Raw genomic sequence first — 20242 nt, forward strand, 5'->3', positions numbered from 1 at the left:
TCGTTCACCTCGACCGTCCGTGGAACCCCGCGCTGCTGCTGCAGCGGCTCAGCCGCGTCCACCGCACCGACCGCGTGCGGCTGGTGGAGGTTCACCACCTGCTCGTGGACGACAGCATCGAGTCGCGGCTGGTGGACGCCCAGCAGGCCGACGCCGGGCACGACCGCTTCGTCGGTCTGGTCGAAGGGCCGAACGCCGAGGCCTTCCTGGAAGGTGCCCGGCTGACGCGGTTCATGGACGCGCTGGCGGCACTGGTCGAACCCGTTGAACCTGTCGCGCTGAACGCGGGCTGAGGCGCCCCGGACCGGGGCAGCGGTCAGCGGCGCATCGACACCGCGCTGACCGCCGCAGGCCGCAGGGGCTGAGAAGACACGGGCACGGGTGTCTGGGTCATCAGGAACTGCTCGGCCAGCCGCCCCAGCTCCGCGCTGCCACACGCCCGGCACAGGCTGAGCACCGCGCGGGCGTATTCGGGCGGGCCCAGCATGAGGCTGACATCCACATCCTCGCCCATCTCGTGCATGAGCAGATCATGGATGCGGCGGGCGATCTGGTGGCGTTGGGGGTCGTGCATGTCGGGCTCCTGAGTGCCCGCCTTCCCTTGCATAGGCCATGCCGGACGATTCGCCAACATCCGCACACGCCCGCCGCGCACCTTGTCACACCGGGATCAGGGCCGCACCATGCACTGTCAGGGTAACTGCGGATCCTGCCCGGCGATGGTCCGCTCGGCGCTGGCACTGCACCAGAACCGTGCCCCGAACCAACCCCGACTCAGATCGCCTTGCGCAAGTTGGCCGGCGCGATCTTGAGGGCTTCGCGGTACTTGGCCACCGTGCGGCGCGCGACCTGGATGCCTTGCTCTTCCAGCATGGTGCTGAGCTGGCTGTCCGAGAGCGGCTTCTTCACCTCCTCGGCCGCGACGAACTGCTTGATGAGCGCCCGCACCGCCGTGGACGAGGCATTGCCACCAGCTTCGGTGTTCAGCGACGACCCGAAGAAGTACTTCAGCTCGAAGGTGCCGAAGGGCGTGTTCATGTACTTGGCCGTCGTCACGCGCGAAATGGTGGACTCGTGCAACCCCAGCTCGTCGGCGATCTCGCGCAGCACCAGCGGCTTCATCGCGATCTCGCCGTGGGTGAAGAAACCCTTCTGGCGCTCGACGATGGCCTGCGAGACGCGCTGGATGGTGTCGAAGCGCTGGAGGATGTTCTTGACGAACCAGCGCGCCTCCTGCAGCCGCACCGCCAGCGTGGCCCCGCCCGCGTCGCCGTGGCGCTGGCTGCGGTGCTGGCGCAGGACCTGGGCGTAGAGGTCGTTGATGCGCAGCTTGGGCATCACGTCCGGGTTCAGCACGACGCGCCAGCCGCGGCCCGCCTTCTGCACAATCACGTCCGGCACGACGATGTTGGCCTCGGCGCGGGTGAAGCGGCGACCGGGTTTCGGCTCCAGCGTGCGGATGAGCGTCTGGGCGTCGCGGATGTCGTCCTCGTCGGCACCAGTGGCGGCCATGAGCTTTTTCATGTCGCGCCGGGCGAGCAGCTCCAGGTGGCCCTGGCAGACCAGGATGGCCACGCGCTGCGCCTCGGTGCGGTCACATTCGCGCAGTTGCAGCACCAGGCATTCGCCCAGATCGCGGGCCCCGACGCCGCACGGCTCCAGGTTCTGCAGCCAGCCCAGGGCGCAGCGCAGCCGGTCGGTCAGCTCCTCGCGCAGGGCGGCGATCTCCTCCTCGCCGGGCACCGCACCGGACGGATCGCCCACCGACAGCTCGATGGCCAGCCGCTCGGCCACGTCCTCCAGCGGATCGGCCAGGTAGCCGTCCTCGTTGAGCGAGTCGATCAGCGCCTCGACCAGCAGCATGTCCTCGCCCGCCAGCCGCATGCCCAGCAACTGCCCGCGCAGGTGGTCGTTGAGGCTCTCGGTGAGGCTGGACCGCTCGCTCCAGTCGCCGTCCTCGTCCTCGACGGCGTTGCTGCGGGCGCCGGACACGTCGGACAGGCTGTCGTAGTCCTCGCGCTCGTTGCCGCTGTCCCAGTCGGGGCTGTCGCTGCCACTGTTGAAATCGAGCTGATCGACGCCCGCGGGTTCGGCTTCGGACGCGCTGCTGGTGGACGCGGCCGTGCTGTCGCCGCTGTCCCACTCCTCAGCGGTGGCGGCGCTGCGCTCGGGCGGGGCCAGCGTGGCGTCGGCCATCGGGCGGTCCTGGGCGGCGCCTTCTTCATCGACTTCCAGGAAGGGATTCGCTTCGAGCATCTGCTCGACTTCCTGGTGCAGCTCCAGCGTCGAGAGCTGCAGCAGCCGGATCGACTGCTGCAGTTGTGGCGTCAGCGCCAGGTGCTGCGAGAGGCGGACCTGCAGGGAAGGTTTCATGGGGTCGGGACCGGAATCGGAGTCGGAGTCACATGCGGAAATGTTCGCCGAGGTAGACCTTGCGCACGTCCGGGTTCTCGACGATGGCCGCCGGCGTCCCTTCGGCCAGCACACGGCCCTCGCTGATGATGTAGGCGCGGTCGCAGATGCCCAGCGTCTCGCGCACGTTGTGGTCGGTGATCAGCACGCCGATGCCGCGCGCCTTGAGAAAACCGATGATGCGCTGGATCTCGATCACCGCAATCGGATCGACCCCGGCAAACGGCTCGTCCAGCAGGATGAAGCGCGGCTGCGTCGCCAGCGCCCGCGCGATCTCCACACGCCGCCGCTCGCCACCCGACAGGGCCGGCGCGGGGCTGGCGCGCAGCCGCTCGATCGACAGGTCGTGCAGCAGCCCGTCGAGCAGCGCCTCGATGCGCACCGCGCCGAGCGGTCGGCCGTCCGCGCCGTGCTGCAGCTCCAGCACGGCGCGGATGTTCTCCTCGACCGTCAGGCGGCGGAAGATCGACGCCTCCTGCGGCAGGTAGGACAGGCCAAGCCGCGCGCGCTGGTGGATGGGCAGGCGCTGCACCTCGGCGCCGTCGATGCGGATGCTGCCCGCGTCGGCCCGCACCAGCCCGACCAGCATGTAGAAGCTGGTCGTCTTGCCCGCGCCGTTCGGCCCCAGCAGGCCGACCACCTCGCCGCTGCGCACCGAGAGGTGGACATCCTTGACCACCAGCCGGGCGCCGTAGCGTTTCTGCAGCCCCTCGGCCTCCAGGCAACTGCGGCTGTCGTGGCGGACCTCGGTCAACGCGGTGTCTCCGCACTCACCGGCTCGGCCGCCACACCCGTGGATTTGCGCGGCGTCACCACGCCCTTGACGCGCCCGCCGGAACCGCCGGTCGAAGCCGCCCCCCCGCCGCCCTGCACCTCGAACACGTCGCGTGCATGGTTGTAGACGATGGTCTGGCCCGTCACCTGGTCGGCCGGCACGCCGCCGCGCAGCACCCGCACCTGCGCCTGGTCGATGAAGCGCACGGTCTCGGTCACGGTGTCGTACTCGATGCGCCGGGCCTGGCCTTCGACGATCTCGTCCAGCCCCTCGCGCTTCTGGCGGAAGGTGGCGAGCTGGCCGTCGGCGCTGGTGGCGGTGGCGAACTGGCCTTGCGCGGTTTCCTTCAGCTCGATCTGCGCGGCCTTGAGGACCAGGGTGCCGCGGGTGATCTCGACGCCGCCGCTGAGGGTGCGGATCTTGCGCTTGCCGTCCAGCACCATGCGGCCAGCATCAAAAGTAAGCGCCTGCTCGCTATCGGCCTTTTCGGCGTGGGCCGGCAGACCTGCACACGCCAGCACCGCGGCGAGCACCCGCATCCAACCCGTGCTTCGGCACGAACTTCGGCATGAACGTCGGAACAGCACAGCAGCAGCAGGGCGCATTGGAGGTCAAGGCATGGAAATTGCATTCCATTCTAGCCAGTCTGGCCAGAAGCGAACAGGCCCGCGGCATCTTCTGTCGCGGGCCTGTGGCAGGGTGCGGTGCGGGGTGGCGTCAGGTGCCTTTGCGCGACTTGGCGATGAGCTGGTCGGTCAGCGCCAGCGCACGGACCTGGCCTTCCGACTCGGGCGTGTTGTCACCGCCGGCCAGCGACGGCGAGGTGTAGTAGTGGCCGTGGATGCCGAGCGCGGGTACGCCGTCGATCTTGTACGCCTCGGACAGCAGCTTGCCCTGGCGGACCTTGTTCTGCATCCCGAAGGAGTTGAACATCTCGGTGAACTTGACCCGGTCGGCGCCGTTCTGCACCGCGAACTCGATCAGCGCCTCGGGCTTGTCCAGCTTCGCGCCTTGCTGGTGGATCGCGTAGAAGACCTTGCGGTGGATCTGCTCGACCAGCCCGAGGGCTTCCAGCGTGGCGTAGAAGCGTTGCTGCGGCTCGAAGTTGGGCCGGAACCCGACATGCACGCGCTTGAAGGCCACGTCCGCAGGCAGCTTCTTGATCCACGCCTCCAGCGTCGGCTCGAAGGCGTTGCAGTGCGGGCAGCCGTACCAGAAGAACTCGATCACCTCGATCTTGCCGGCGGGGGCGGACACCGGCACGGGGGTGGACAGGCGGACGAAGTGCTTGCCTTCCTGGAACGACCCCTGGGCCGACACCATGGGGCTGACCCCACCCAGCGCAAGGGCGGCGGTACTGCCCACGACAAACTCACGACGCTTCATGCAATGTTTCCTTTCGATGGTCCAGCCGGATCAGAGTGGTTCCGTGCAGCAAGGTTCAACGCGATTCGACGCGGCTCAACGTGGCACACGCACCAGCGCCGCTTCGCCGTAGCCCGAGGCCGTCGTCTGGTCGCGCATCCGCTCGGCATCGTCGCGGGTCTCGAACGGGCCAAGGCGCACACGGTACATCAGACGGCCAGACTGCTCGCGTTCGGTGATGCGGGCCTTCAACCCCCCCATCGCCAGCTTGGCGCGCTGCTGCTCGGCATCGTCGGTGCTGACATACGCGCCGACCTGCACGAAATACACAAACGCATCCGCACCGGGTTTGGCTGACGCGCTGGCCGCCGACGCCGACACCGACGCAGCAGCCACACCCGAGGCCCGGCTGGCCGCTGCGGACGCTGCGCGCGCGGGGGCGCTGCTGGCCACCGCCGTGACCCCGGCCGCCGCGTTGGCCACCGCACTGGCCACGGCGTCCTGCGCGGCAGTGGCCGTGGCGGTGGAGGCGTTGTCGGTGCGGGCCGAGCCAACGGCGGGTTTGGCCGGGTTCTTGCCGTGCAGCGGCGAGTTCGGATCCCAGTGCTTGTTGCGCTCCACCTCGGCCGCGTCCTGTTCGGCCGTGCGCTGGGGCACCTTGTCCATGAAGGGAATCGGCGCCTTGGTCACGTAGAGCGCCACGCCCAGCGCCAGCACCAGGCCGACCAGCAGCCCCACGACCACGCCCACGCCGAAGCCGCCGCGCTGTGTCTTTCCATTCGATGCCATCGAGGGTCTCCTGACCGTTGTCCTCATGGTGCCTCCCACCATCCCGTCTCTGTCACATCTTGCGCGGTGCATCCACACCGAGCAGGGCCAGGGCATTGCGCAACACCTGCGCCGTCGCCTGCAGCAGCGCCATCCGTGCCGGCATCGCCACCGCGTCGCCGTCCAGGAAGCGCACCGCCGCGTAATAGCTGTGGTACGCCGATGCCACGTCGCGCAGGTAGAACGCCACGTCGTGCGGCGCCAGATCCTGCGCGGCGCGGGCCAGCATCTCCGGGTAGTCGGCCAGCTTGTTCATCAGCGCGACCTCGGTCGGCGCCATCAGCCCGGACAGGTCCGCCGCCGCGAGGGCTTCGACCGACACGGCCCCCTGGTACTCGGCCTCGTACTTCGCCAGCACCGAGCAGATGCGTGCGTGGGCGTACTGCACGTAGAACACCGGGTTCTCGTCGTTGGCCTGCAGCGCGAGGTCCACGTCGAAGATGAACTCGGTGTCGGCCTTGCGGCTGATGAGGAAGAAGCGCACCGCGTCGCGGCTGGTCCAGTCGATCAGGTCACGCAGCGTGACGTAGGAGCCAGCGCGCTTGGAGATCTTCACCTCCTCGCCGCCCTTCATCACCGTGACCATCTTGTGCAGCACGTAGTCCGGAAAGCCCGCCGGGATGCCCACATCCGCGGCCTGCAAGCCGGCGCGCACGCGGGCGATGGTGCCGTGGTGGTCGCTGCCCTGGACGTTGACGACCTTGTGGAAGCCGCGCTGCCACTTGTGGATGTGGTACGCCACGTCGGGCACGAAGTAGGTGAACGTGCCGTCGGACTTGCGCATCACGCGGTCCTTGTCGTCGCCGTAGTCCGTGCTGCGCAGCCAGAGCGCGCCACCGTCCTCGAAGGTCTTGCCGGCCGCCACCAGCTTCTGCACCGCCTCGGCGACCCGACCGCTGCTGTAGAGGCTGGATTCCAGGTAGTAGTGGTCGAAGCGCACGCCGAACGCACGCAGATCCAGATCCTGCTCGTGGCGCAGGTAGGCCACCGCGAACTGGCGGATGCCGTCGAGGTCGGCCGGGTCGCCGGACGCGGTGAATTCGCGGTCATCGGCGCGGACGGTGGCCTTCTGGCGGAAGGCGTCGGCGATGTCACCGATGTACTCGCCGTTGTAGGCCGACTCGGGCCAGCCGTCGTCGCCCGGCTTCAGCCCGTTCAGGCGGCACTGGGTCGAGGTGGCCAGCGTGCCGATCTGGACGCCGGCATCGTTGTAGTAGAACTCGCGGTGGACCTGCCAGCCCTGGGTCGCGTACAGATTGCACAGCGCGTCACCCAGCGCCCCTTGCCGGCCATGGCCGACGTGCAGCGGGCCGGTCGGGTTGGCGGAGACGAACTCCACCATCACCTTGCGGCCGTTGTCCGGGCGCACGCCGAAGCCGTCGGCCTCGGCCAGCACCTGCGCGACCACCTGCTGGCGGGCGGCGGGCTTCAGGCGGATGTTGATGAAGCCGGGGCCGGCGATCTCCATCGACTCGACCCACTGCTGCGCCGCGGGGCGCGTCTGCAGGGCCACGATCAGCGTCTGCGCGAGGGCGCGCGGGTTCTGCTTCAGCGGGCGGGCGAGCTGCATCGCCAGGGTGCAGGCCAAGTCCCCGTGGGAGGCTTGCTTGGGGTTCTCGAAGGCAGGCTCGACCGCCGCACCGGGCGCGATCTCGGCCAGCGCGTCGCCGAGCGCGGCGAGGAGTTGCTCTTTGGCTTGAATCATGCGCGGATTCTACGGGGCGGGTCGGCGCGCAATCCGCACTTGCACGGCACGGCCGGGAGTGAAAGGATCGGCGATTGCCCTGTGAAGCCCCCATGATCGACTGCACCGCCCCGGTTCTGCCCGAACGCATTGGCAAGTACCGCGTCATCCGTCGCCTCGGCGAAGGCACGACCAGCGAGGTCTTCCTCTGCCACGACGAGTTCCACGACCGGCAGGTGGCGGTCAAGCAGGTGCGCGCCAGCGTGCTGAGCGACGCGCACGACGGCCACATGTTCGCGCGCTTCTTTGCCTCGGAAGCTGCGCTGGCCGGCCGGCTGCACCACCCCAACGTGGTCGAGATCTTCGACGCCGTGCCGGACCCGGTGGCGCCCTACGTGGTGATGGAGTACGTGCCCGGCACCACGCTGCGCGCCTTCTGCCAGCCCGGCCACCTGCTGCCGCTGGAGCAGATCGTGGAAATCGGCTTCAAGTGCGCGATGGCGCTGGGCTACTGCTACCGGCAGGGGCTGGTCCACCGCGACGTGAAGCCCGCCAACATCCTCACCCTGACGCAGGGCCACGGCACCGAGATCCACGACATCAAGCTCACCGACTTCGGCAGCGCGCTCAACCTCACCTCGGACGCCACGCAGGTCCACCGCGTCGGCTCGCTGGCCTACATGTCGCCCGAGCAGCTCGACGGCAGCGAGCTGGATGCGCGGGCCGATGTCTACGGGCTGGGCGCGGTGCTGTACCACCTGATCGCCGGGCGTGCGCCGTTCGAGGCCACCAGCCAGGCCAGCCTGATGCACCAGATCTGCCACGTCCCCGCGCAGAGCCTGGTCGGGCTGCGCACGGGCGTGACCCCGGCGCTCGACCAGGTGGTGCAACGCTGTCTGGCCAAGCGCGCCGACGACCGCTACCCCTCGTGGGATGCCGTCGGCCAGGCGCTGTCGCAGCTCATCACGCTGCACCACGTCCCGCGCGGCAGCTCGCAGGGCGTGCTCGACTCCGAACGCTTCACCCTGCTGCGCACGCTGGAGTTCTTCACCCAGTTCGGCGACGTGGCGCTGTGGGAGGTTGTCCACCGGGCGCGCTGGCGGCGCTACCCGGTCGGCCACGCGCTCTACCGCCGCGGCGAGGAGGGGCGCACCTTCCACATCATCGCCAGCGGCGCCGTGGACGTCCGCCGTGCCGGCCAGCGCGTCGCGCAGCTCGGCGCCGGCACCTCCGTCGGCGAGATGGCCTACCTCGCCCCCAACCCGGAGCTGCGCCGCCACAGCACCGACATCGTCGTCACCGACAACGCCACCGCCATCTCCTTCACCCCGGAGACCCTGGCCCGGCTCAGTCCGCAGACGCGCCACCTCTTCGACGAAGCCTTCATCCGCGTGCTGGTGCGCCGCCTCCACGCCGCGCACGAGGCGCTGGCGCATCCGCGGCGCATCCTCTGATCCGCGGTTGATCAGACATCCCCTCTTGCCGAAAGGGGTCGCTGCGGTTTCAATGCGCGTGGCGCCATTGCGCTGCACCCCCCAAGCAACCAAGGAATCGACCATGAAGAAGCTGATCACCGTGCTGGCCCTGGCCCTGGCCGGCCTGTCCTCCACCGCCTACGCCGCCGACAGCGGCTGCGCGGCCAAGGCCGGGGAAAAGAAGCTGGCGGGTGCCGCCAAGAACAGCTTCATGAAGAAGTGCGAGCGCGAAACCGGCGGCGGCGGTGACGCACAGACCGCCTGCGACGCCAAGGCGGCCGAGAAGAAGCTGGCGGGTGCGGCCAAGAACAGCTTCGTCAAGAAGTGCGTGAAAGACGCTGGCTGAGCCTGGTGCCCCTGCGACCCCACCCGAGGCGAGCGGTCCCTATGATGCCGTGATGGACACGCTCTACCTCGGGGTCAAGACCCTGCACATTCTCTTCATCGCCAGTTGGTTCGCGGGGCTGTTCTACCTCCCGCGCATCCTGGTCAACCTGGCGATGGTCGCTCCCGACAGCCACGCCGAGCGCGAGCGGCTGCTGCTCATGGCGCGCAAGCTGCAACGCTTCTCGACGCTGCTGATGGCGGTCGCGCTGGCCAGCGGACTCGGGCTGTGGCTGGGCTTCGGCCTGTGGCGCGGCCCCGGCAACGGCTGGCTGCACGCCAAGCTGGCGCTGGTGGTGCTCGTGGTCGGCCTGCACCATGTCAATGCCCGGCTGCTGCGCCAGTTCGAGCACGCGGCCAACCAGCGCAGCCACACCTGGTTCCGGGTCTACAACGAGGTCGCCGTCGTGCTGTTCACGGCCATCGTCGCCCTGGTCGTGTTCAAGCCGTTCTGAGCGCGCCGCCCCCGCCGACGGCCCGCCCCACCCGATGCCCGCCCACCGCTCCTCCTCCTGGCCGCTGGCCTGGATGTGGGCCGGGCTGATCGTCTACGCGAGCCTGCACCCCTTCGCGCCGTGGCAATGGCCGGTGCTGCCGCCGGGACAGGCCGGGTGGACGCTGCTGTGGCTGCCGATGTCGCGCTACACGCGCTTCGATTTCTGGTCCAACTTTCTGGCCTACCTGCCGCTGGGGCTGCTGCTCGCGGTGGCGTGGCTGCGGGGAGGGTCAGCGCCGTGGCGGGCCGGCTTGCAGGCGGCGGGGGTCGGCGTGCTGCTGTCGCTGGCGATGGAGTGGACGCAGTATGTTCTGCCGCTGCGCGTGCCGTCGCGGATGGACTGGGCGCTCAACAGCGCGGGGTCCGTGACCGGTGCGGTGCTGGCGCTGGGGCTGCAGCGGCTGGGCGCGATGGCGGGCTGGCAGCGGCTGCGCGATGTGCTGTTCGTGCCGCACGGCACGCTCGGGCTGGTGCTGCTGCTGTCCTGGCCGATCGGGCTGCTGTTTCCGACGCCGGTGCCGCTGAGTCCGGGGCAGGGGCTGGTGCGGCTGGCCACCCTGGTGGACGGCTGGCTGGCGGACACGCCCTTCGCCGACTGGGTGCCGCTGCCCGCCGCGAACAGCTCGCTCGCTCCAGGCAGCGAGGCGCTGGTAACGGCACTCGGGCTGCTCGCGCCCTGTCTGGTGAGCTTCGTGATGCTGCGCCGGGTGCGCCACCGGCTGGTGACCCTTGCCGGGGCCTGCGTGCTGGGTGTCAGCGCCACCGCCTTGTCCACCGCCCTGAACTTCGGTCCCGACCACGCCATGTCCTGGCTGGCGCCGCCCGTGGTGCCGGGCCTGCTGATGGGGCTGATCCTGGGCTGCGCGCTGGCCTTCATGCACCGGCGGGTGGTGGCCGCGCTGGGCCTGATCGTGCTCACCATCCTGATCGGATTGGTCAACCAGACCGGCGCCGACCCGTACTTCGCGCTCAGCCTGAAAGCCTGGGAGCAAGGCCGCTTCATCCGCTTTCACGGGCTGGCGCAGTGGATAGGCTGGGTGTGGCCGCTGGGAGCACTGGTGTTCCTGGTGTTGCAGGTGGTATCCCCACGCCGCCTGCCCCCTGGTCCGACTCCTACAATCCGCCCATGAGCACGCCCACGCCAACCTCCGCCCCCACCGCCCCGACGCCCAGCGGCAGCTACTACCAGCGCCACATCTTCTTTTGCCTCAACCAGCGCCAGGGCGAGTCCAGTTGCGCCGACCAGGGCGCACAAGCCGCGTTTGACCACTGCAAGCGCCAAGTCAAGGTGGCCGGATTGGCGGGACCAGGCCAGGTGCGGGTCAACAAGGCGGGTTGCCTCGACCGCTGCGCCGGTGGTCCGGTGGCGGTGGTCTACCCGGACGCCACCTGGTACACCTTCGTGGACACCGCGGACATCGACGAAATCGTCGAGTCGCACCTGAAGCACGGCCAGATCGTCGAGCGCCTGGTGCTGCCGGCCGACGTGGGCCGATGAACGCCCAGACCGAACGGGGGCAGGTGGCCGGAGCTGCCGGGGCCATCGAGGTGGCGATCGACCAGCCGGTGGGCTTCGACGCGCTGCGCGGCGTGGTGGTGCTCGCCCATCCGCACCCGCTGTTCGGCGGCACGATGGACAACAAGGTCGTGCAGACGATGGCGCGCGCCTTCCTGCTGATGGGCTACCGCACGGTGCGCTTCAACTTCCGCGGCGTGGGGGCGACCGAAGGCGTGCATGACGCAGGCCGCGGCGAGAGCGACGACCTGCTCGCCGTCGTGGCGGCGCAGCGGATCGCGGGCCTGCCGCTGGCGCTGGGCGGCTTCTCGTTCGGCGGCTACGTGACCACGCTGGCGGCGGCCCGGCTGGCGCTGGAGGACGGTCAGTGCGCCGAGCGGCTGCTGCTGGTCGGCCCCTCCACCCAGCGCGCCCGCCCGGCCGACGTGCCCGAAGACACCGTGGTCATACACGGCGAAACCGACGATGTCGTCCCGCTGTCGGCCACGCTCGACTGGGCACGCCCGCAGCAACTGCCCGTCACCGTGGTGCCCGGTGTCGGCCATTTCTTCCACGGTCAACTGCCCCGCCTGCGCCAGCTCATCGTGCGCAGTTGGCACTGAGACCCCAGCCCTGAACTGAACCGAATCCCCCATGAAACGACTCCTCGCCACCCTGGCGCTGGCCCTGGCCCTGCCGTACACCTCGGCCCAGACCCCGCCCGCCCCCGAAATCGCCGCCAAGGCGTATGTGCTGCTCGACCTCAGCGCCGACCAGGCGCTGGCCGGCCGCAATCCCGACACCACGGTCGAACCGGCATCGCTGACCAAGCTGATGACGGCGTATCTGGTCTTCCAGGCCCTGCGCGACAAGAAGCTCACGCTTGACCAGGAACTCACCGTCTCCGAACGCGCCTGGCGCACCGGCATGACCGACGCCTCCCGGATGTACATCCAGGTGGGCAACAAGGTGCGGGTCGAGGATCTCATCAAGGGCATGATCGTGCAGAGCGGCAACGACGCCACCGTGCTGCTGGCCGAAGCGGTCGGCGGCTCGGTGGAGAACTTCGTCGCGATGATGAACCGCCAGGCGCAGGCGTTCGGGCTGAAGGTCTCGCAGTTCAAGAACCCGGAAGGGCTGCCCGCGCCCGGCCACGTCAGCACGGTGCGCGAACTCGGCACCATCGCCACGCGGCTGCTCAATGACTTCCCCGGCGACGTGCGCTACTACGCCATCAAGGAGTTCACCTTCAACAAGATCACGCAGCAGAACCGCAACCTGCTGCTGTGGCGCGACCCGAGCGTGGACGGCCTGAAGACCGGCTACACCGACGCCGCCGGCTACTGCCTGATCGCCACCGCCAAGCGCGATTTCCCGAACGGGCCGCGCCGGTTGATCAGCGTGGTCGTCGGCGCTGCGTCGAAGGAAGGGCGCGCGGTCGAGAGCCAGAAGCTGCTGAACTGGGGCTACAGCGCCTGGGACTCGGTCAAGGTCTATGACGCGCGCCAGGTCATCACGCAGGCCGAACTCTGGAAGGGTGCAGCCGCCACCGCCAAGCTCGGCACGCAGGCCCCGGTGGTCGTGTCGGTGCCGCGCGGCGAGGGCGCGCAGCTCAAGACGCAGCTCGTGCGCACCGACCCGCTGATCGCGCCGCTCGCCAAGGGCCAGCAGGTGGGCACGCTCAAGGTGCTCTCGGGCAGCCAGGTGGTGCGCGAAGTGCCGGTGACGGTGCTGGAAGCCGTGGAGCAGGCGGGGATGTTCGGCCGCGCCTGGGACACGCTGCGCCTGTGGATGCGCTGAGCGGGAGCCGGACATGAGCCACCCCGGAGACATTCCGCCCGAGCAGTCGCTGATCGAGTACCCCTGCGACTTTCCGATCAAGGTCATGGGGGCGAACGTGGAGGGCTTCGCGGCCGCCATTGCCCATGTGGCACGGCAGTTCGACCCCGGCTTCGACGCCAGCACCCTCGAACTCCGTCCGAGCAAGGCCGGCAATTACCTCGGCGTGACCATCACCATCCGCGCCACCAGCCGGCCGCAACTCGACGAGCTGTACCGCACGCTGACGACGCATCCGATGGTGAAGATGGTGCTCTGAACGGACTCACATGCCCAGCAGCCAGGCGATCACGCTCTTGGCGACGAAGCCCACCATGCCGAAGGCCAGCACGACGAACAGCACGAAGGTGCCGAAGCGGCCGGCCTTGGCCTCGCGGGCGAGCTGCGCGATGACGAACAGCATGTAGAGGATGAAGGCCCCGATGCCGACCGTCAGGCCGAACTGGGCAAGTTGTTCCTCGGTATAGCCGAACATGGTGGGGTGGCGCAGGGCGGGAGCAGCGGGGGGTAGAGATCGCGGTAAGCGTACCAGCTCGCGTGCCCCAGCATCGGCACGACGAACACCAGCCCGACCAGCAGCGCCGCCAGCCCGAGCAGCATGAAGCCCATCACCAGCGCCGCCCACACCGCCATCGGCAGCGGGTTGTCCAGCACGGTCTTCCAGCTCGCCAGCACCGCCTGCCAGACGCCGACGGGCCGGTCCAGCAGCATTGGAATCGCCACCACGCTGGAGGCAAACACCGGCGCGGCCAGCATCCCGCCCAGCGCCAGCCAGCCCTCGAACAGCCACGAGTCCCGGTTGGCGACCACGTAGCGCAGGAAATCGACCGGCGTGTCGATGCGGTGCGGCGCCAGCAGCGTGATCAGCGCCGCCGAGGTCATCACCCAGCACGTCCCGGCCGCCGCCAGCAGCACCCCGAACACCACCAGCCGCCGGTCCAGCGAGCGCCACACCGCGGCCACCGTGCCCCAGCCGGCGGACTCGCCCCGCTCCAGCGCACGGCTGACGGCGTACAGCCCCGTCGCCAGGATGGGCGCGACCAGCAGCAAGCCCGACAGCGCCCCCGCCAGCACCCAGAACCGGTCCTTGGCGAACAACACCAGCAGCCAGCCCCACCCCGCGAGCAGGACACCGTGGCCGAACCCCACGCCCGGCGCTTGGCGGATGTCATGCCAGGCACGTTCCAGCCACGTCAGGGGCTGCAAGGGGCGCAGCAACCGGACCACAGGAGAAGCAGCAACGGGCGCATTCATGGCGCCCATGCTAGACCCAGACCCGCTCCAGCGGTACCCGTGGCACTCCCGAGACGCCGCGACTTATCATCCCCGGATGATCTCTTCCGGCCACGACACCGCCACGCAGCGTTACCTCAATGCGCTGGCCCTTTTCGACGAGTTCGTCCGCAGTGCTGCCAGTGCCGCGCCGGACGCGGCGGCCCTGCGCGGACTGGAGCGGCGCTTCGCCGAGCGCATCGAGATCCAGCCCAGCTACTGGAGCCAGATCAAGGGCCGCACGCGCCAGATCGGCGAGCGGCTGGCGCGGCAGTTCGAGCAGCGTTGCGACAAGCCGGCTGGCTGGCTGGACCACCCGCACGGTGTCACCGCGGTCACCGCGACAGTGCCCTTGGCCAGTGCCGCACCCCGCACCGCCGAGACCGGCACCCCGCGCGACGAGGACGAACGCTTCATCACCGGGCTGGTGCTGACCTACTACCGCCGCAATCCGCAGCGGGCACGCCAGCGGCTGCTCGATCTGCTGGGCGAGGTGCTGGCGCCCGTGCCGACGCCGCCCCCGCCGCCGCCGCCGCCGCCCAGCGCGGTGGACGCCGACGCCGCACTCTGGGCCCGTGCCCGCCAGAGCATCGCACCGCTGAAGAAAAAACGCTGAATCGCTGCGTTGCTGCGTTGCAGCGCCAGGTACTTCACAGATTGATAAACATTCGTTTATCATCTGAGCAACAACCCCCCTGACCCGACACCCACCCGTGTCACGCCCCGACTGTGCTGCCCAGCGCGGTCCGGGTGCGCAGCGGCATGGGTTGCACGGAAATACCGCATGCAACGGAATGACCCCCATGCAAAAACCGTCCTGGTGGCCGATGACCTTGACGAGACCTCGCGATCCCTGATCCTTGTCCACCCGAAAGCCCGGCGATGACCTACCACGACCTGCTCCCGCGTCTGCTGCCACATTGGCCGCCACACTGGCTTCCACGCCTGTCGCTGCAGGCCCTGCGCCAGCAGCGCGCCCTGCGGCGGCTGGACCGGGAAGAGGCCGCACGCGAAGCCTGCGCCCATGAAGGCGCCGAAGTCGATCTGCGCACGGTGGAACTCGACGGACAGCGGTTCGGCGCGCTCTACCGCAATGGCGAGCTGGTCTGCCTGCTGCCGCGGAGCCAGGGCCACTGAGACCGGTGCCCACGCTCAAGTCGGCGGACACGGCGCCGATAAGGTCGTCATCCACCGTCCCCCATCCCCGGAGCCGAACATGCTCGCGCAGCCCCTGCCCGATCTCGCTGCCTGGTCGCAGTACCTCACAGGCCAGCCGATCCCGGTCCTGCTCGACACGGCGGACGGGCTGCGCGTGCTGGCCGAAGTCGAGGAACGCCACGGCACGGTCGATGCCCATCTGATCCACGATGCGGTCGGCGATGACCCGCTGATGACGTTGCGCGTGCTCGCCCACGCGGCCCGGCACCGCACCGACCGCCAGGTGACCGACGTGGACACCGTGACGGCCGCGGTCGTGCTGATGGGGATCGGCCCGTTTTTCCAGACGTTTTCGCCCCCGCTGGTGCTGGACGACCACCTGGCGGCGCATCCGCAGGCCATGGCCGAAATCCACCGGCTGATCCGCCGCGCCTGGTGTGCGGCGCGGCTGGTGACGGAGTTTGCGCTGCTGCACGCCGATGGCCACGCCAGCACGCTGCAGAAGGCCGCCCTGCTGCACGGGCATGCGGACATCCTGCTGTGGTGCCACGCCCCGGCGCTGGCGCAGGCCGTGCAGGACCGCTGCGCACAAGATCCCCAACCAGACAGCACCGAACACGAGCGCGCCGTGCTGAACGTCGGGCTGCGGGCGCTCGAACACCGGATGGCCAGCGACTGGAGGCTGCCGGCCGCGCTGCGCCGGCTCACCGACCCTGACGACACCCGCAGCCAGGTGCTGCTGCAACCCCAGCGGCGCCTGTTGACGCTTGCCCTGACGCTGGCCGACCGCCTCGACCGCGAAGGCCCGCACGCCACGCCGACACTCGACGAGCTGGAGGAGCTGTCCACGTTGCTGACGCTGTCACCGCCGTCGGTGCAGCGCCTGATCGACAACACGCTGGCCTGAGCCTGAGCGCACGCCGCCGTCAGGCTCAGGAAGGCATGGCGAGCGCGACCGCCGCCAGACGGTCGAGTCCGTGCTCGACATCCTGCCCCAGCCGGTAGTCGGTCACCAGACTGAGCCAGCGCAGCAAGACGTTGGGGCCAACCGTCGATTCCAGGGTCCACGTCACCCGCGTGCCCCCCGCCACGGCGTCCAGCCGGATCTCGCCACGCGCCACCGAAGACCGGCCATCGAACGTGACCCCGTAGTCCAGCCGCGTGGGCACCTGGGCCTCGTCGAAGCGCATCTGGCCACGCCCCTGGGTCGGACTGTCCCACGACCACTGCGCACCCTGGCCCGACACCGGGCCGCTGTACGCCAGCCGCATCTGCGGATCACGGCCATGCCAGGGCGACCAGCGTGGCCACTGGCGCGGCTCGGCCAGCAGCGGCCAGAGCTGTGCCGGCGTGCGGGCAATGACGTGGTGCCGCTCGACCAGATGGCGGTTGGGCAGCGCATACGCCAGGACCACCAGCACCGCCAGCAGCGCCACGAGCGACTTCATGAGGTTGATCAGCCAGGTCATCTTGTGCATGCCTCCGTTTTGCACGGAAGTTACAAAATATCACACGGCGAGTCCATCCCTGGAACAGGTCACACACCCGGCGCCATCGGCCCATCCCCACCACGGAAGGTTCAGATCGGCACGCCGCGCTGGAGCTTGATCTGATCGAGCACGAAACTGGTCTTGCAATCTTGCACACCGGGGTGCAGCAGCAAGGTGTCCATCATGAAGCGGCCGTAGTGCGCCATGTCGGCCACCACGACACGCAGCAGATAGCTCATGCCGGTGCTCAGGCAGACACACTCGGCCACTTCCGGCCAGTCCTGCACCGCGGCGCGAAACTGCTCGGCCAGACGCCCGCCCTGGGCCTCGACCGGCCGCTGCAACTGCACCTCGACATAGGCCGACAAGCCCAACCCCAGCTTGCCCGGCGGCACGATCGCGGCGTAGCCGGCGATGACCCCCGCGTCTTCCAGCCGCCGCACCCGCCGCAACACGGCCGACGCCGACAACTGCACCTGCGCGGCGAGTTCATCGTAGGTGATGCGCCCCTGCAGTTGCAGCGCGGCAAGAATGCGCCGGTCCACGGCGTCCAGCGTCAATTCGGAATCCATCGAAGGATCATTGCAGGAATGATCAGTACCATCCTGAATCCGCGCTGAGGATCGCGCCGCCGTGCGGGTTGTCGCGACAGAGACAACCGCCCACCGCCGCTACGGGCAAGCCCCGAGCACCAATCCTGACACCGGGCTGAACAATCGGACATTCCCAGAACCGTCCGATCCGGAGTCCGCCCATGAACACCACCGCCCGCCCCTGGCTGCAGAGTTACCCGGAAGGCGTTCCCGCCACGGTCGAACCCCAAGGCTCGCTGGTCGATCTGCTCGACACCAGTTTCCGCCAGCACGCCCACCGCCAGGCCGCCCTGTTCCTGAACCAGCCCGTCACCTTCCGCACCCTCGACGAACAGTCCACCGCCCTGGGCGCCTGGCTGCAGGGCCGGGGGCTGGCCCGCGGCGCACGGGTGGCGCTGATGATGCCCAATCTGCCGCAGTACATGGTGGCCATCGCCGCAGTGCTGCGGGCGGGCCATGTGGTCGTCAACGTCAACCCGCTCTACACCCCGCGCGAACTCCAGCACCAGCTCGCCGACTCCGGCGCCGAAGCCATCGTCATTCTGGAAAACTTCGCCGCGACCCTGCAGGAGGTGATCGAGCAGACGCCGGTGAAGCATGTCGTGCTCGCCGCGATGGGCGACATGCTGCCGCTGTGGCGCCGGCAACTGGTGAACTTCGTGGTGCGCCATGTGCGCAAGATGGTGCCCGAGTTCAGTTTGCCAGCGGGCAACGGCCGCAGCGTCACCCGCTTCAACGACGCGGTGGAGCAGGGCGGCCGGATGAAGCTCGCCCGCGCCGGCGTCGGCCCGGACGACATCGCCTTCCTGCAGTACACCGGCGGCACCACGGGCGTGTCCAAGGGCGCGACCCTGCTGCACCGCAACGTCGTGGCCAACATCGTGCAGAGCGAAGTCTGGTTCCAGCCCATGCTCGACCGCCTCGGCGACCAGCAGATGACCGGCGTGTGCGCGCTGCCGCTTTACCATATCTTCGCGCTGACGGTGTCGTTCTTCCTGGGCGCGCGCATGGGCCAGCGGCTGATCCTGATCCCCAATCCACGCGACCTGCCGGCCCTGATCGGCGCGCTCAAGGGCCACCGCATCCACATGTTCCCGGCCGTCAACACGCTCTACAACGCGCTGGCCCACCATCCCGACTTCGCGCGGCTGGACTTCTCGCAGCTCGTCGTCTCCAACGGTGGCGGCATGGCGGTGCAGAAAGCCACCGCCGAGAAGTGGCTGAAGATCACCGGCTGCCCGATCGCCGAAGGCTACGGCCTGTCGGAAACCTCCCCCGTGGCCACCGCCAACCGCATCGACCTGAAGGAATACACCGGCACCATCGGCCTGCCCGTGCCCTCCACCGACATCGCCATCCGCGACGACGACGGACACGACGTGCCGCTGGGCCAGCCAGGCGAGATCTGCATCCGTGGCCCGCAGGTGATGGCCGGCTACTGGAATCGCCCCGACGAGACCGCCCAGGTCATGACCACCGACGGCTACTTCAAGTCCGGCGACATCGGCATCATGGACGAGCGCGGCTATTGCCGGATCGTGGACCGCAAGAAGGACATGATTCTGGTGTCCGGCTTCAACGTCTACCCGACCGAGATCGAGCAGGTGGTCAACCTGCACCCAGGCGTGCTGGAGTGTGCGGCGGTCGGCATTCCCGACGAGCGCACGGGCGAAGCGGTGAAGCTCTTCGTCGTCAAGGGCGACCCGGCGCTGGCCGAGGAAGACCTCGCGGCCTACTGCCGCGACAACTTCACCGCCTACAAGCGCCCCAAGCACATCGAATTCCGCGACGAGCTGCCCAAGAGCAACGTCGGCAAGATCCTGCGCCGCGAACTGCGCGGCTGAGCACCACCCCTGCAGCTATCCACTGGCTATCCACTGGCTATCCACCGGCTATCCACCGGCTATCCACGGCATTTCCACAGCCAGACGCCTTGTTCTACCGGGTTACGCACCGGTTGTTCACAGCTTGCCCACGCAGTTACCCGCACCGCATCGGCAAGCCAGGCGCCCTTCGTGGTGCGTTTCACCGTAGTTGCAGGTGATCTCCTCGCCCTCCACGATGGCCCGCATGGCGTAGATTTCGATGCGCCCCTGGCGGATCCGCAGGACCGCATTCGGCATGCACGAGTGGTTCGTGAACCGCAGCGGATCAAGCGATCTGGAGGCATCTATCGCTCTTCTGGGCGAAATTTCCACCATCATGATGCGTTCCATCGTCTTCACGCGCTCCCAGGCTTCGTGGATGCTGATCCGCTCGCCACGGATTTCACCGATCTTGCGCCGGGCAGGGATGGATTCGCCGGCAAACGCGCCCGTGCCCTCGATCGGACTTGGCGCGGACAAGACCACGTACTTCTGAGGGTTGGCAGGCGTGCCCATGGACGGATCCCCGATCGTGAAAGCGTGCGATGGTACGGGTTGCCGTCACCGGCTGCTGTGGATAACTGCGGCCAGGCACGCTGTGACAGGTTGCACGGAATAACTCTGTGGAAAAGCGTTGGACAAATGGTGAGTTGTTCTGGGAAAACCGACTCCCGGCCAAGTTGTTGTCTGTGACTCCCGGATTGCTCCACTGGGTAGTCCACAGGCTTTTCACCAGCTCAAGTTGTTGATTTCAAACAGGAAAATCGGGTTGTCCACAGAAACTGGCCCCCTCTACTACTACTACTATCTTTTAAGAAAAAGAAATCGGAAGAAGAACAAGTCTGGAAGAAAACGCCTGCACCGCACTGCGTGAAGTTCCAGCAGACCACGCTGGCACACATCTTGAAAGCATGGAGACACGGGCATGGCCCCGTTCTTCTAGTCCTGTCATCCACACCCACACACCACGGTCGGAATCTGCAACCATGAATCACAAGCTCAACGTCGTCATTGCCGCAGTCGCGTTCGCAGCGGCCACCCAGGTCAGCGCACAGGAAGTGGTCAAGATCGGCCACGTCGGCCCGACCAGCGGGGGCATCGCCCACCTGGG

25 protein-coding genes are annotated in these 20242 nt (G+C 68.4%); 13 read left to right on the top strand and 12 right to left on the bottom strand.

All coding sequences use genetic code 11. The features are described from left to right. Positions 1-293 (top strand): hypothetical protein (locus tag QZW52_RS13335; protein WP_293999673.1); only part of this gene is annotated, 293 nt, incomplete at its 5' end. A 23-nt stretch (positions 294-316) separates the two neighbouring features. Here QZW52_RS13335 and QZW52_RS13340 read toward each other — a convergent pair. From QZW52_RS13340 to argS, 7 genes are all read right to left on the bottom strand, one after another. Beyond that, a complete protein-coding gene (locus tag QZW52_RS13340) occupies positions 317-574 on the bottom strand; it encodes a hypothetical protein (protein ID WP_293999675.1) in 258 nt (85 codons plus the stop codon). Positions 575-774: 200 nt separating this feature from the next. Then, entirely contained in the window at positions 775-2373 is a 1599-nt protein-coding gene (locus tag QZW52_RS13345; protein WP_293999678.1) for an RNA polymerase factor sigma-54, read from the bottom strand. A 28-nt stretch (positions 2374-2401) separates the two neighbouring features. Continuing rightward, complete coding sequence (gene lptB / locus QZW52_RS13350; RefSeq protein ID WP_293999680.1) at positions 2402-3166, bottom strand: LPS export ABC transporter ATP-binding protein; 765 nt, start codon at positions 3164-3166, stop codon at positions 2402-2404. After that, positions 3163-3726 carry a lipopolysaccharide transport periplasmic protein LptA gene (gene lptA / locus QZW52_RS13355; RefSeq protein WP_293999683.1) on the bottom strand — a complete coding sequence of 188 codons (564 nt, stop codon included), beginning with the start codon at positions 3724-3726 and terminating at the stop codon, positions 3163-3165. The genes lptB and lptA overlap by 4 nt, the downstream gene beginning before the upstream one ends. Positions 3727-3904: 178 nt before the next feature. Further along, on the bottom strand, positions 3905-4573 hold the full coding sequence (locus QZW52_RS13360; RefSeq protein WP_293999685.1) for a thiol:disulfide interchange protein DsbA/DsbL: 669 nt from the start codon (positions 4571-4573) through the stop codon (positions 3905-3907). Between the two features lie 75 nt (positions 4574-4648). Beyond that, a complete protein-coding gene (locus QZW52_RS13365) occupies positions 4649-5341 on the bottom strand; it encodes an SPOR domain-containing protein (protein WP_293999688.1) in 693 nt (230 codons plus the stop codon). A 52-nt stretch (positions 5342-5393) separates the two neighbouring features. Then, positions 5394-7085 (bottom strand): arginine--tRNA ligase, encoded by a 1692-nt coding sequence (argS, locus tag QZW52_RS13370; protein WP_293999690.1) that lies wholly within the window; start codon positions 7083-7085, stop codon positions 5394-5396. 92 nt (positions 7086-7177) lie between these two features. Between argS and QZW52_RS13375 the strand changes: the two genes are divergently transcribed. From QZW52_RS13375 to QZW52_RS13410, 8 genes are all read left to right on the top strand, one after another. After that, entirely contained in the window at positions 7178-8518 is a 1341-nt protein-coding gene (locus QZW52_RS13375) for a serine/threonine-protein kinase (RefSeq protein ID WP_293999692.1), read from the top strand. Positions 8519-8621: 103 nt separating this feature from the next. Next, complete coding sequence (locus tag QZW52_RS13380; RefSeq protein ID WP_293999694.1) at positions 8622-8885, top strand: hypothetical protein; 264 nt, start codon at positions 8622-8624, stop codon at positions 8883-8885. Positions 8886-8937: 52 nt separating this feature from the next. Then, positions 8938-9378, top strand: coding sequence for a CopD family protein (locus QZW52_RS13385; protein WP_293999696.1), 441 nt, complete (start codon positions 8938-8940; stop codon positions 9376-9378). 34 nt (positions 9379-9412) lie between these two features. After that, entirely contained in the window at positions 9413-10549 is a 1137-nt protein-coding gene (locus tag QZW52_RS13390) for a VanZ family protein (RefSeq protein WP_293999698.1), read from the top strand. After that, the gene (locus QZW52_RS13395; RefSeq protein ID WP_293999701.1) at positions 10546-10917 is read left to right on the top strand and encodes a (2Fe-2S) ferredoxin domain-containing protein; all 372 of its coding nucleotides are present in this window, start codon (positions 10546-10548) and stop codon (positions 10915-10917) included. The genes QZW52_RS13390 and QZW52_RS13395 overlap by 4 nt, the downstream gene beginning before the upstream one ends. Beyond that, positions 10914-11537 (top strand): alpha/beta hydrolase, encoded by a 624-nt coding sequence (locus QZW52_RS13400; RefSeq protein WP_293999703.1) that lies wholly within the window; start codon positions 10914-10916, stop codon positions 11535-11537. Before QZW52_RS13395 ends, QZW52_RS13400 begins: the two co-directional genes overlap by 4 nt. Before the next feature lie 31 nt (positions 11538-11568). Beyond that, entirely contained in the window at positions 11569-12714 is a 1146-nt protein-coding gene (locus tag QZW52_RS13405; RefSeq protein WP_293999705.1) for a D-alanyl-D-alanine carboxypeptidase family protein, read from the top strand. Between the two features lie 13 nt (positions 12715-12727). After that, positions 12728-13012, top strand: a complete 285-nt coding sequence (locus QZW52_RS13410) for a YbeD family protein (protein ID WP_293999707.1) — start codon at positions 12728-12730, stop codon at positions 13010-13012. A gap of 6 nt (positions 13013-13018) precedes the next feature. Here QZW52_RS13410 and QZW52_RS13415 read toward each other — a convergent pair whose 3' ends face one another. Beyond that, positions 13019-13228: a DUF2788 domain-containing protein gene (locus QZW52_RS13415; RefSeq protein WP_293999709.1), complete on the bottom strand. Its 210-nt coding sequence runs from the start codon at positions 13226-13228 to the stop codon at positions 13019-13021. Next, a complete protein-coding gene (locus QZW52_RS13420; protein ID WP_293999711.1) occupies positions 13186-14007 on the bottom strand; it encodes a DUF2189 domain-containing protein in 822 nt (273 codons plus the stop codon). The genes QZW52_RS13415 and QZW52_RS13420 overlap by 43 nt, the downstream gene beginning before the upstream one ends. 76 nt (positions 14008-14083) lie before the next feature. Here QZW52_RS13420 and QZW52_RS13425 point away from each other — a divergent pair, with 76 nt between their 5' ends. The 3 genes from QZW52_RS13425 to QZW52_RS13435 all read left to right on the top strand — a co-directional run bounded on the left by QZW52_RS13425 (position 14084) and on the right by QZW52_RS13435 (position 16090). Continuing rightward, positions 14084-14641, top strand: coding sequence for a hypothetical protein (locus tag QZW52_RS13425; protein ID WP_293999713.1), 558 nt, complete (start codon positions 14084-14086; stop codon positions 14639-14641). A 266-nt stretch (positions 14642-14907) separates the two neighbouring features. Then, complete coding sequence (locus QZW52_RS13430; protein ID WP_293999715.1) at positions 14908-15162, top strand: hypothetical protein; 255 nt, start codon at positions 14908-14910, stop codon at positions 15160-15162. Between the two features lie 79 nt (positions 15163-15241). Then, positions 15242-16090: an HDOD domain-containing protein gene (locus QZW52_RS13435; RefSeq protein ID WP_293999717.1), complete on the top strand. Its 849-nt coding sequence runs from the start codon at positions 15242-15244 to the stop codon at positions 16088-16090. Between the two features lie 25 nt (positions 16091-16115). Here QZW52_RS13435 and QZW52_RS13440 read toward each other — a convergent pair whose 3' ends face one another. Together QZW52_RS13440 and QZW52_RS13445 are read right to left on the bottom strand one after the other, a co-directional pair. Further along, the gene (locus tag QZW52_RS13440) at positions 16116-16661 is read right to left on the bottom strand and encodes an SRPBCC family protein (protein ID WP_293999720.1); all 546 of its coding nucleotides are present in this window, start codon (positions 16659-16661) and stop codon (positions 16116-16118) included. A gap of 101 nt (positions 16662-16762) precedes the next feature. Beyond that, positions 16763-17245, bottom strand: a complete 483-nt coding sequence (locus tag QZW52_RS13445) for an Lrp/AsnC family transcriptional regulator (protein WP_293999722.1) — start codon at positions 17243-17245, stop codon at positions 16763-16765. A 182-nt stretch (positions 17246-17427) separates the two neighbouring features. On the opposite strand from QZW52_RS13445, the gene QZW52_RS13450 reads away from it, so the two are divergent. Continuing rightward, positions 17428-19110 (top strand): long-chain-fatty-acid--CoA ligase, encoded by a 1683-nt coding sequence (locus tag QZW52_RS13450; protein ID WP_293999724.1) that lies wholly within the window; start codon positions 17428-17430, stop codon positions 19108-19110. A 117-nt stretch (positions 19111-19227) separates the two neighbouring features. Here the strand turns inward: QZW52_RS13450 and QZW52_RS13455 are convergent, their stop codons facing one another. After that, positions 19228-19647: an SET domain-containing protein gene (locus QZW52_RS13455; RefSeq protein WP_293999726.1), complete on the bottom strand. Its 420-nt coding sequence runs from the start codon at positions 19645-19647 to the stop codon at positions 19228-19230. Between the last annotated feature and the right edge of the window lie 595 nt (positions 19648-20242).

The organism is Sphaerotilus sp. (genome assembly GCF_013299175.1).
Taxonomy (GTDB): Bacteria; Pseudomonadota; Gammaproteobacteria; order Burkholderiales; family Burkholderiaceae_C; genus Sphaerotilus.

What these genes read in the sequence shown, in the direction of transcription:
- QZW52_RS13440 (WP_293999720.1), bottom strand. Translation starts at nt 16,661, where the DNA reads ATGCACAAGATGACCTGGCTGATCAACCTCATGAAGTCGCTCGTGGCG.
- QZW52_RS13445 (WP_293999722.1), bottom strand. Translation starts at nt 17,245, where the DNA reads ATGGATTCCGAATTGACGCTGGACGCCGTGGACCGGCGCATTCTTGCC.
- QZW52_RS13420 (WP_293999711.1), bottom strand. Translation starts at nt 14,007, where the DNA reads ATGAATGCGCCCGTTGCTGCTTCTCCTGTGGTCCGGTTGCTGCGCCCC.
- QZW52_RS13340 (WP_293999675.1), bottom strand. Translation starts at nt 574, where the DNA reads ATGCACGACCCCCAACGCCACCAGATCGCCCGCCGCATCCATGATCTG.
- argS (WP_293999690.1), bottom strand. Translation starts at nt 7,085, where the DNA reads ATGATTCAAGCCAAAGAGCAACTCCTCGCCGCGCTCGGCGACGCGCTG.
- QZW52_RS13415 (WP_293999709.1), bottom strand. Translation starts at nt 13,228, where the DNA reads ATGTTCGGCTATACCGAGGAACAACTTGCCCAGTTCGGCCTGACGGTC.
- QZW52_RS13450 (WP_293999724.1), top strand. Translation starts at nt 17,428, where the DNA reads ATGAACACCACCGCCCGCCCCTGGCTGCAGAGTTACCCGGAAGGCGTT.
- QZW52_RS13385 (WP_293999696.1), top strand. Translation starts at nt 8,938, where the DNA reads ATGGACACGCTCTACCTCGGGGTCAAGACCCTGCACATTCTCTTCATC.
- QZW52_RS13365 (WP_293999688.1), bottom strand. Translation starts at nt 5,341, where the DNA reads ATGGCATCGAATGGAAAGACACAGCGCGGCGGCTTCGGCGTGGGCGTG.
- QZW52_RS13430 (WP_293999715.1), top strand. Translation starts at nt 14,908, where the DNA reads ATGACCTACCACGACCTGCTCCCGCGTCTGCTGCCACATTGGCCGCCA.
- QZW52_RS13345 (WP_293999678.1), bottom strand. Translation starts at nt 2,373, where the DNA reads ATGAAACCTTCCCTGCAGGTCCGCCTCTCGCAGCACCTGGCGCTGACG.
- QZW52_RS13425 (WP_293999713.1), top strand. Translation starts at nt 14,084, where the DNA reads ATGATCTCTTCCGGCCACGACACCGCCACGCAGCGTTACCTCAATGCG.
- QZW52_RS13360 (WP_293999685.1), bottom strand. Translation starts at nt 4,573, where the DNA reads ATGAAGCGTCGTGAGTTTGTCGTGGGCAGTACCGCCGCCCTTGCGCTG.
- QZW52_RS13435 (WP_293999717.1), top strand. Translation starts at nt 15,242, where the DNA reads ATGCTCGCGCAGCCCCTGCCCGATCTCGCTGCCTGGTCGCAGTACCTC.
- QZW52_RS13375 (WP_293999692.1), top strand. Translation starts at nt 7,178, where the DNA reads ATGATCGACTGCACCGCCCCGGTTCTGCCCGAACGCATTGGCAAGTAC.
- QZW52_RS13380 (WP_293999694.1), top strand. Translation starts at nt 8,622, where the DNA reads ATGAAGAAGCTGATCACCGTGCTGGCCCTGGCCCTGGCCGGCCTGTCC.
- QZW52_RS13405 (WP_293999705.1), top strand. Translation starts at nt 11,569, where the DNA reads ATGAAACGACTCCTCGCCACCCTGGCGCTGGCCCTGGCCCTGCCGTAC.
- lptA (WP_293999683.1), bottom strand. Translation starts at nt 3,726, where the DNA reads ATGCGGGTGCTCGCCGCGGTGCTGGCGTGTGCAGGTCTGCCGGCCCAC.
- QZW52_RS13395 (WP_293999701.1), top strand. Translation starts at nt 10,546, where the DNA reads ATGAGCACGCCCACGCCAACCTCCGCCCCCACCGCCCCGACGCCCAGC.
- QZW52_RS13455 (WP_293999726.1), bottom strand. Translation starts at nt 19,647, where the DNA reads ATGGGCACGCCTGCCAACCCTCAGAAGTACGTGGTCTTGTCCGCGCCA.
- QZW52_RS13390 (WP_293999698.1), top strand. Translation starts at nt 9,413, where the DNA reads ATGCCCGCCCACCGCTCCTCCTCCTGGCCGCTGGCCTGGATGTGGGCC.
- QZW52_RS13400 (WP_293999703.1), top strand. Translation starts at nt 10,914, where the DNA reads ATGAACGCCCAGACCGAACGGGGGCAGGTGGCCGGAGCTGCCGGGGCC.
- QZW52_RS13410 (WP_293999707.1), top strand. Translation starts at nt 12,728, where the DNA reads ATGAGCCACCCCGGAGACATTCCGCCCGAGCAGTCGCTGATCGAGTAC.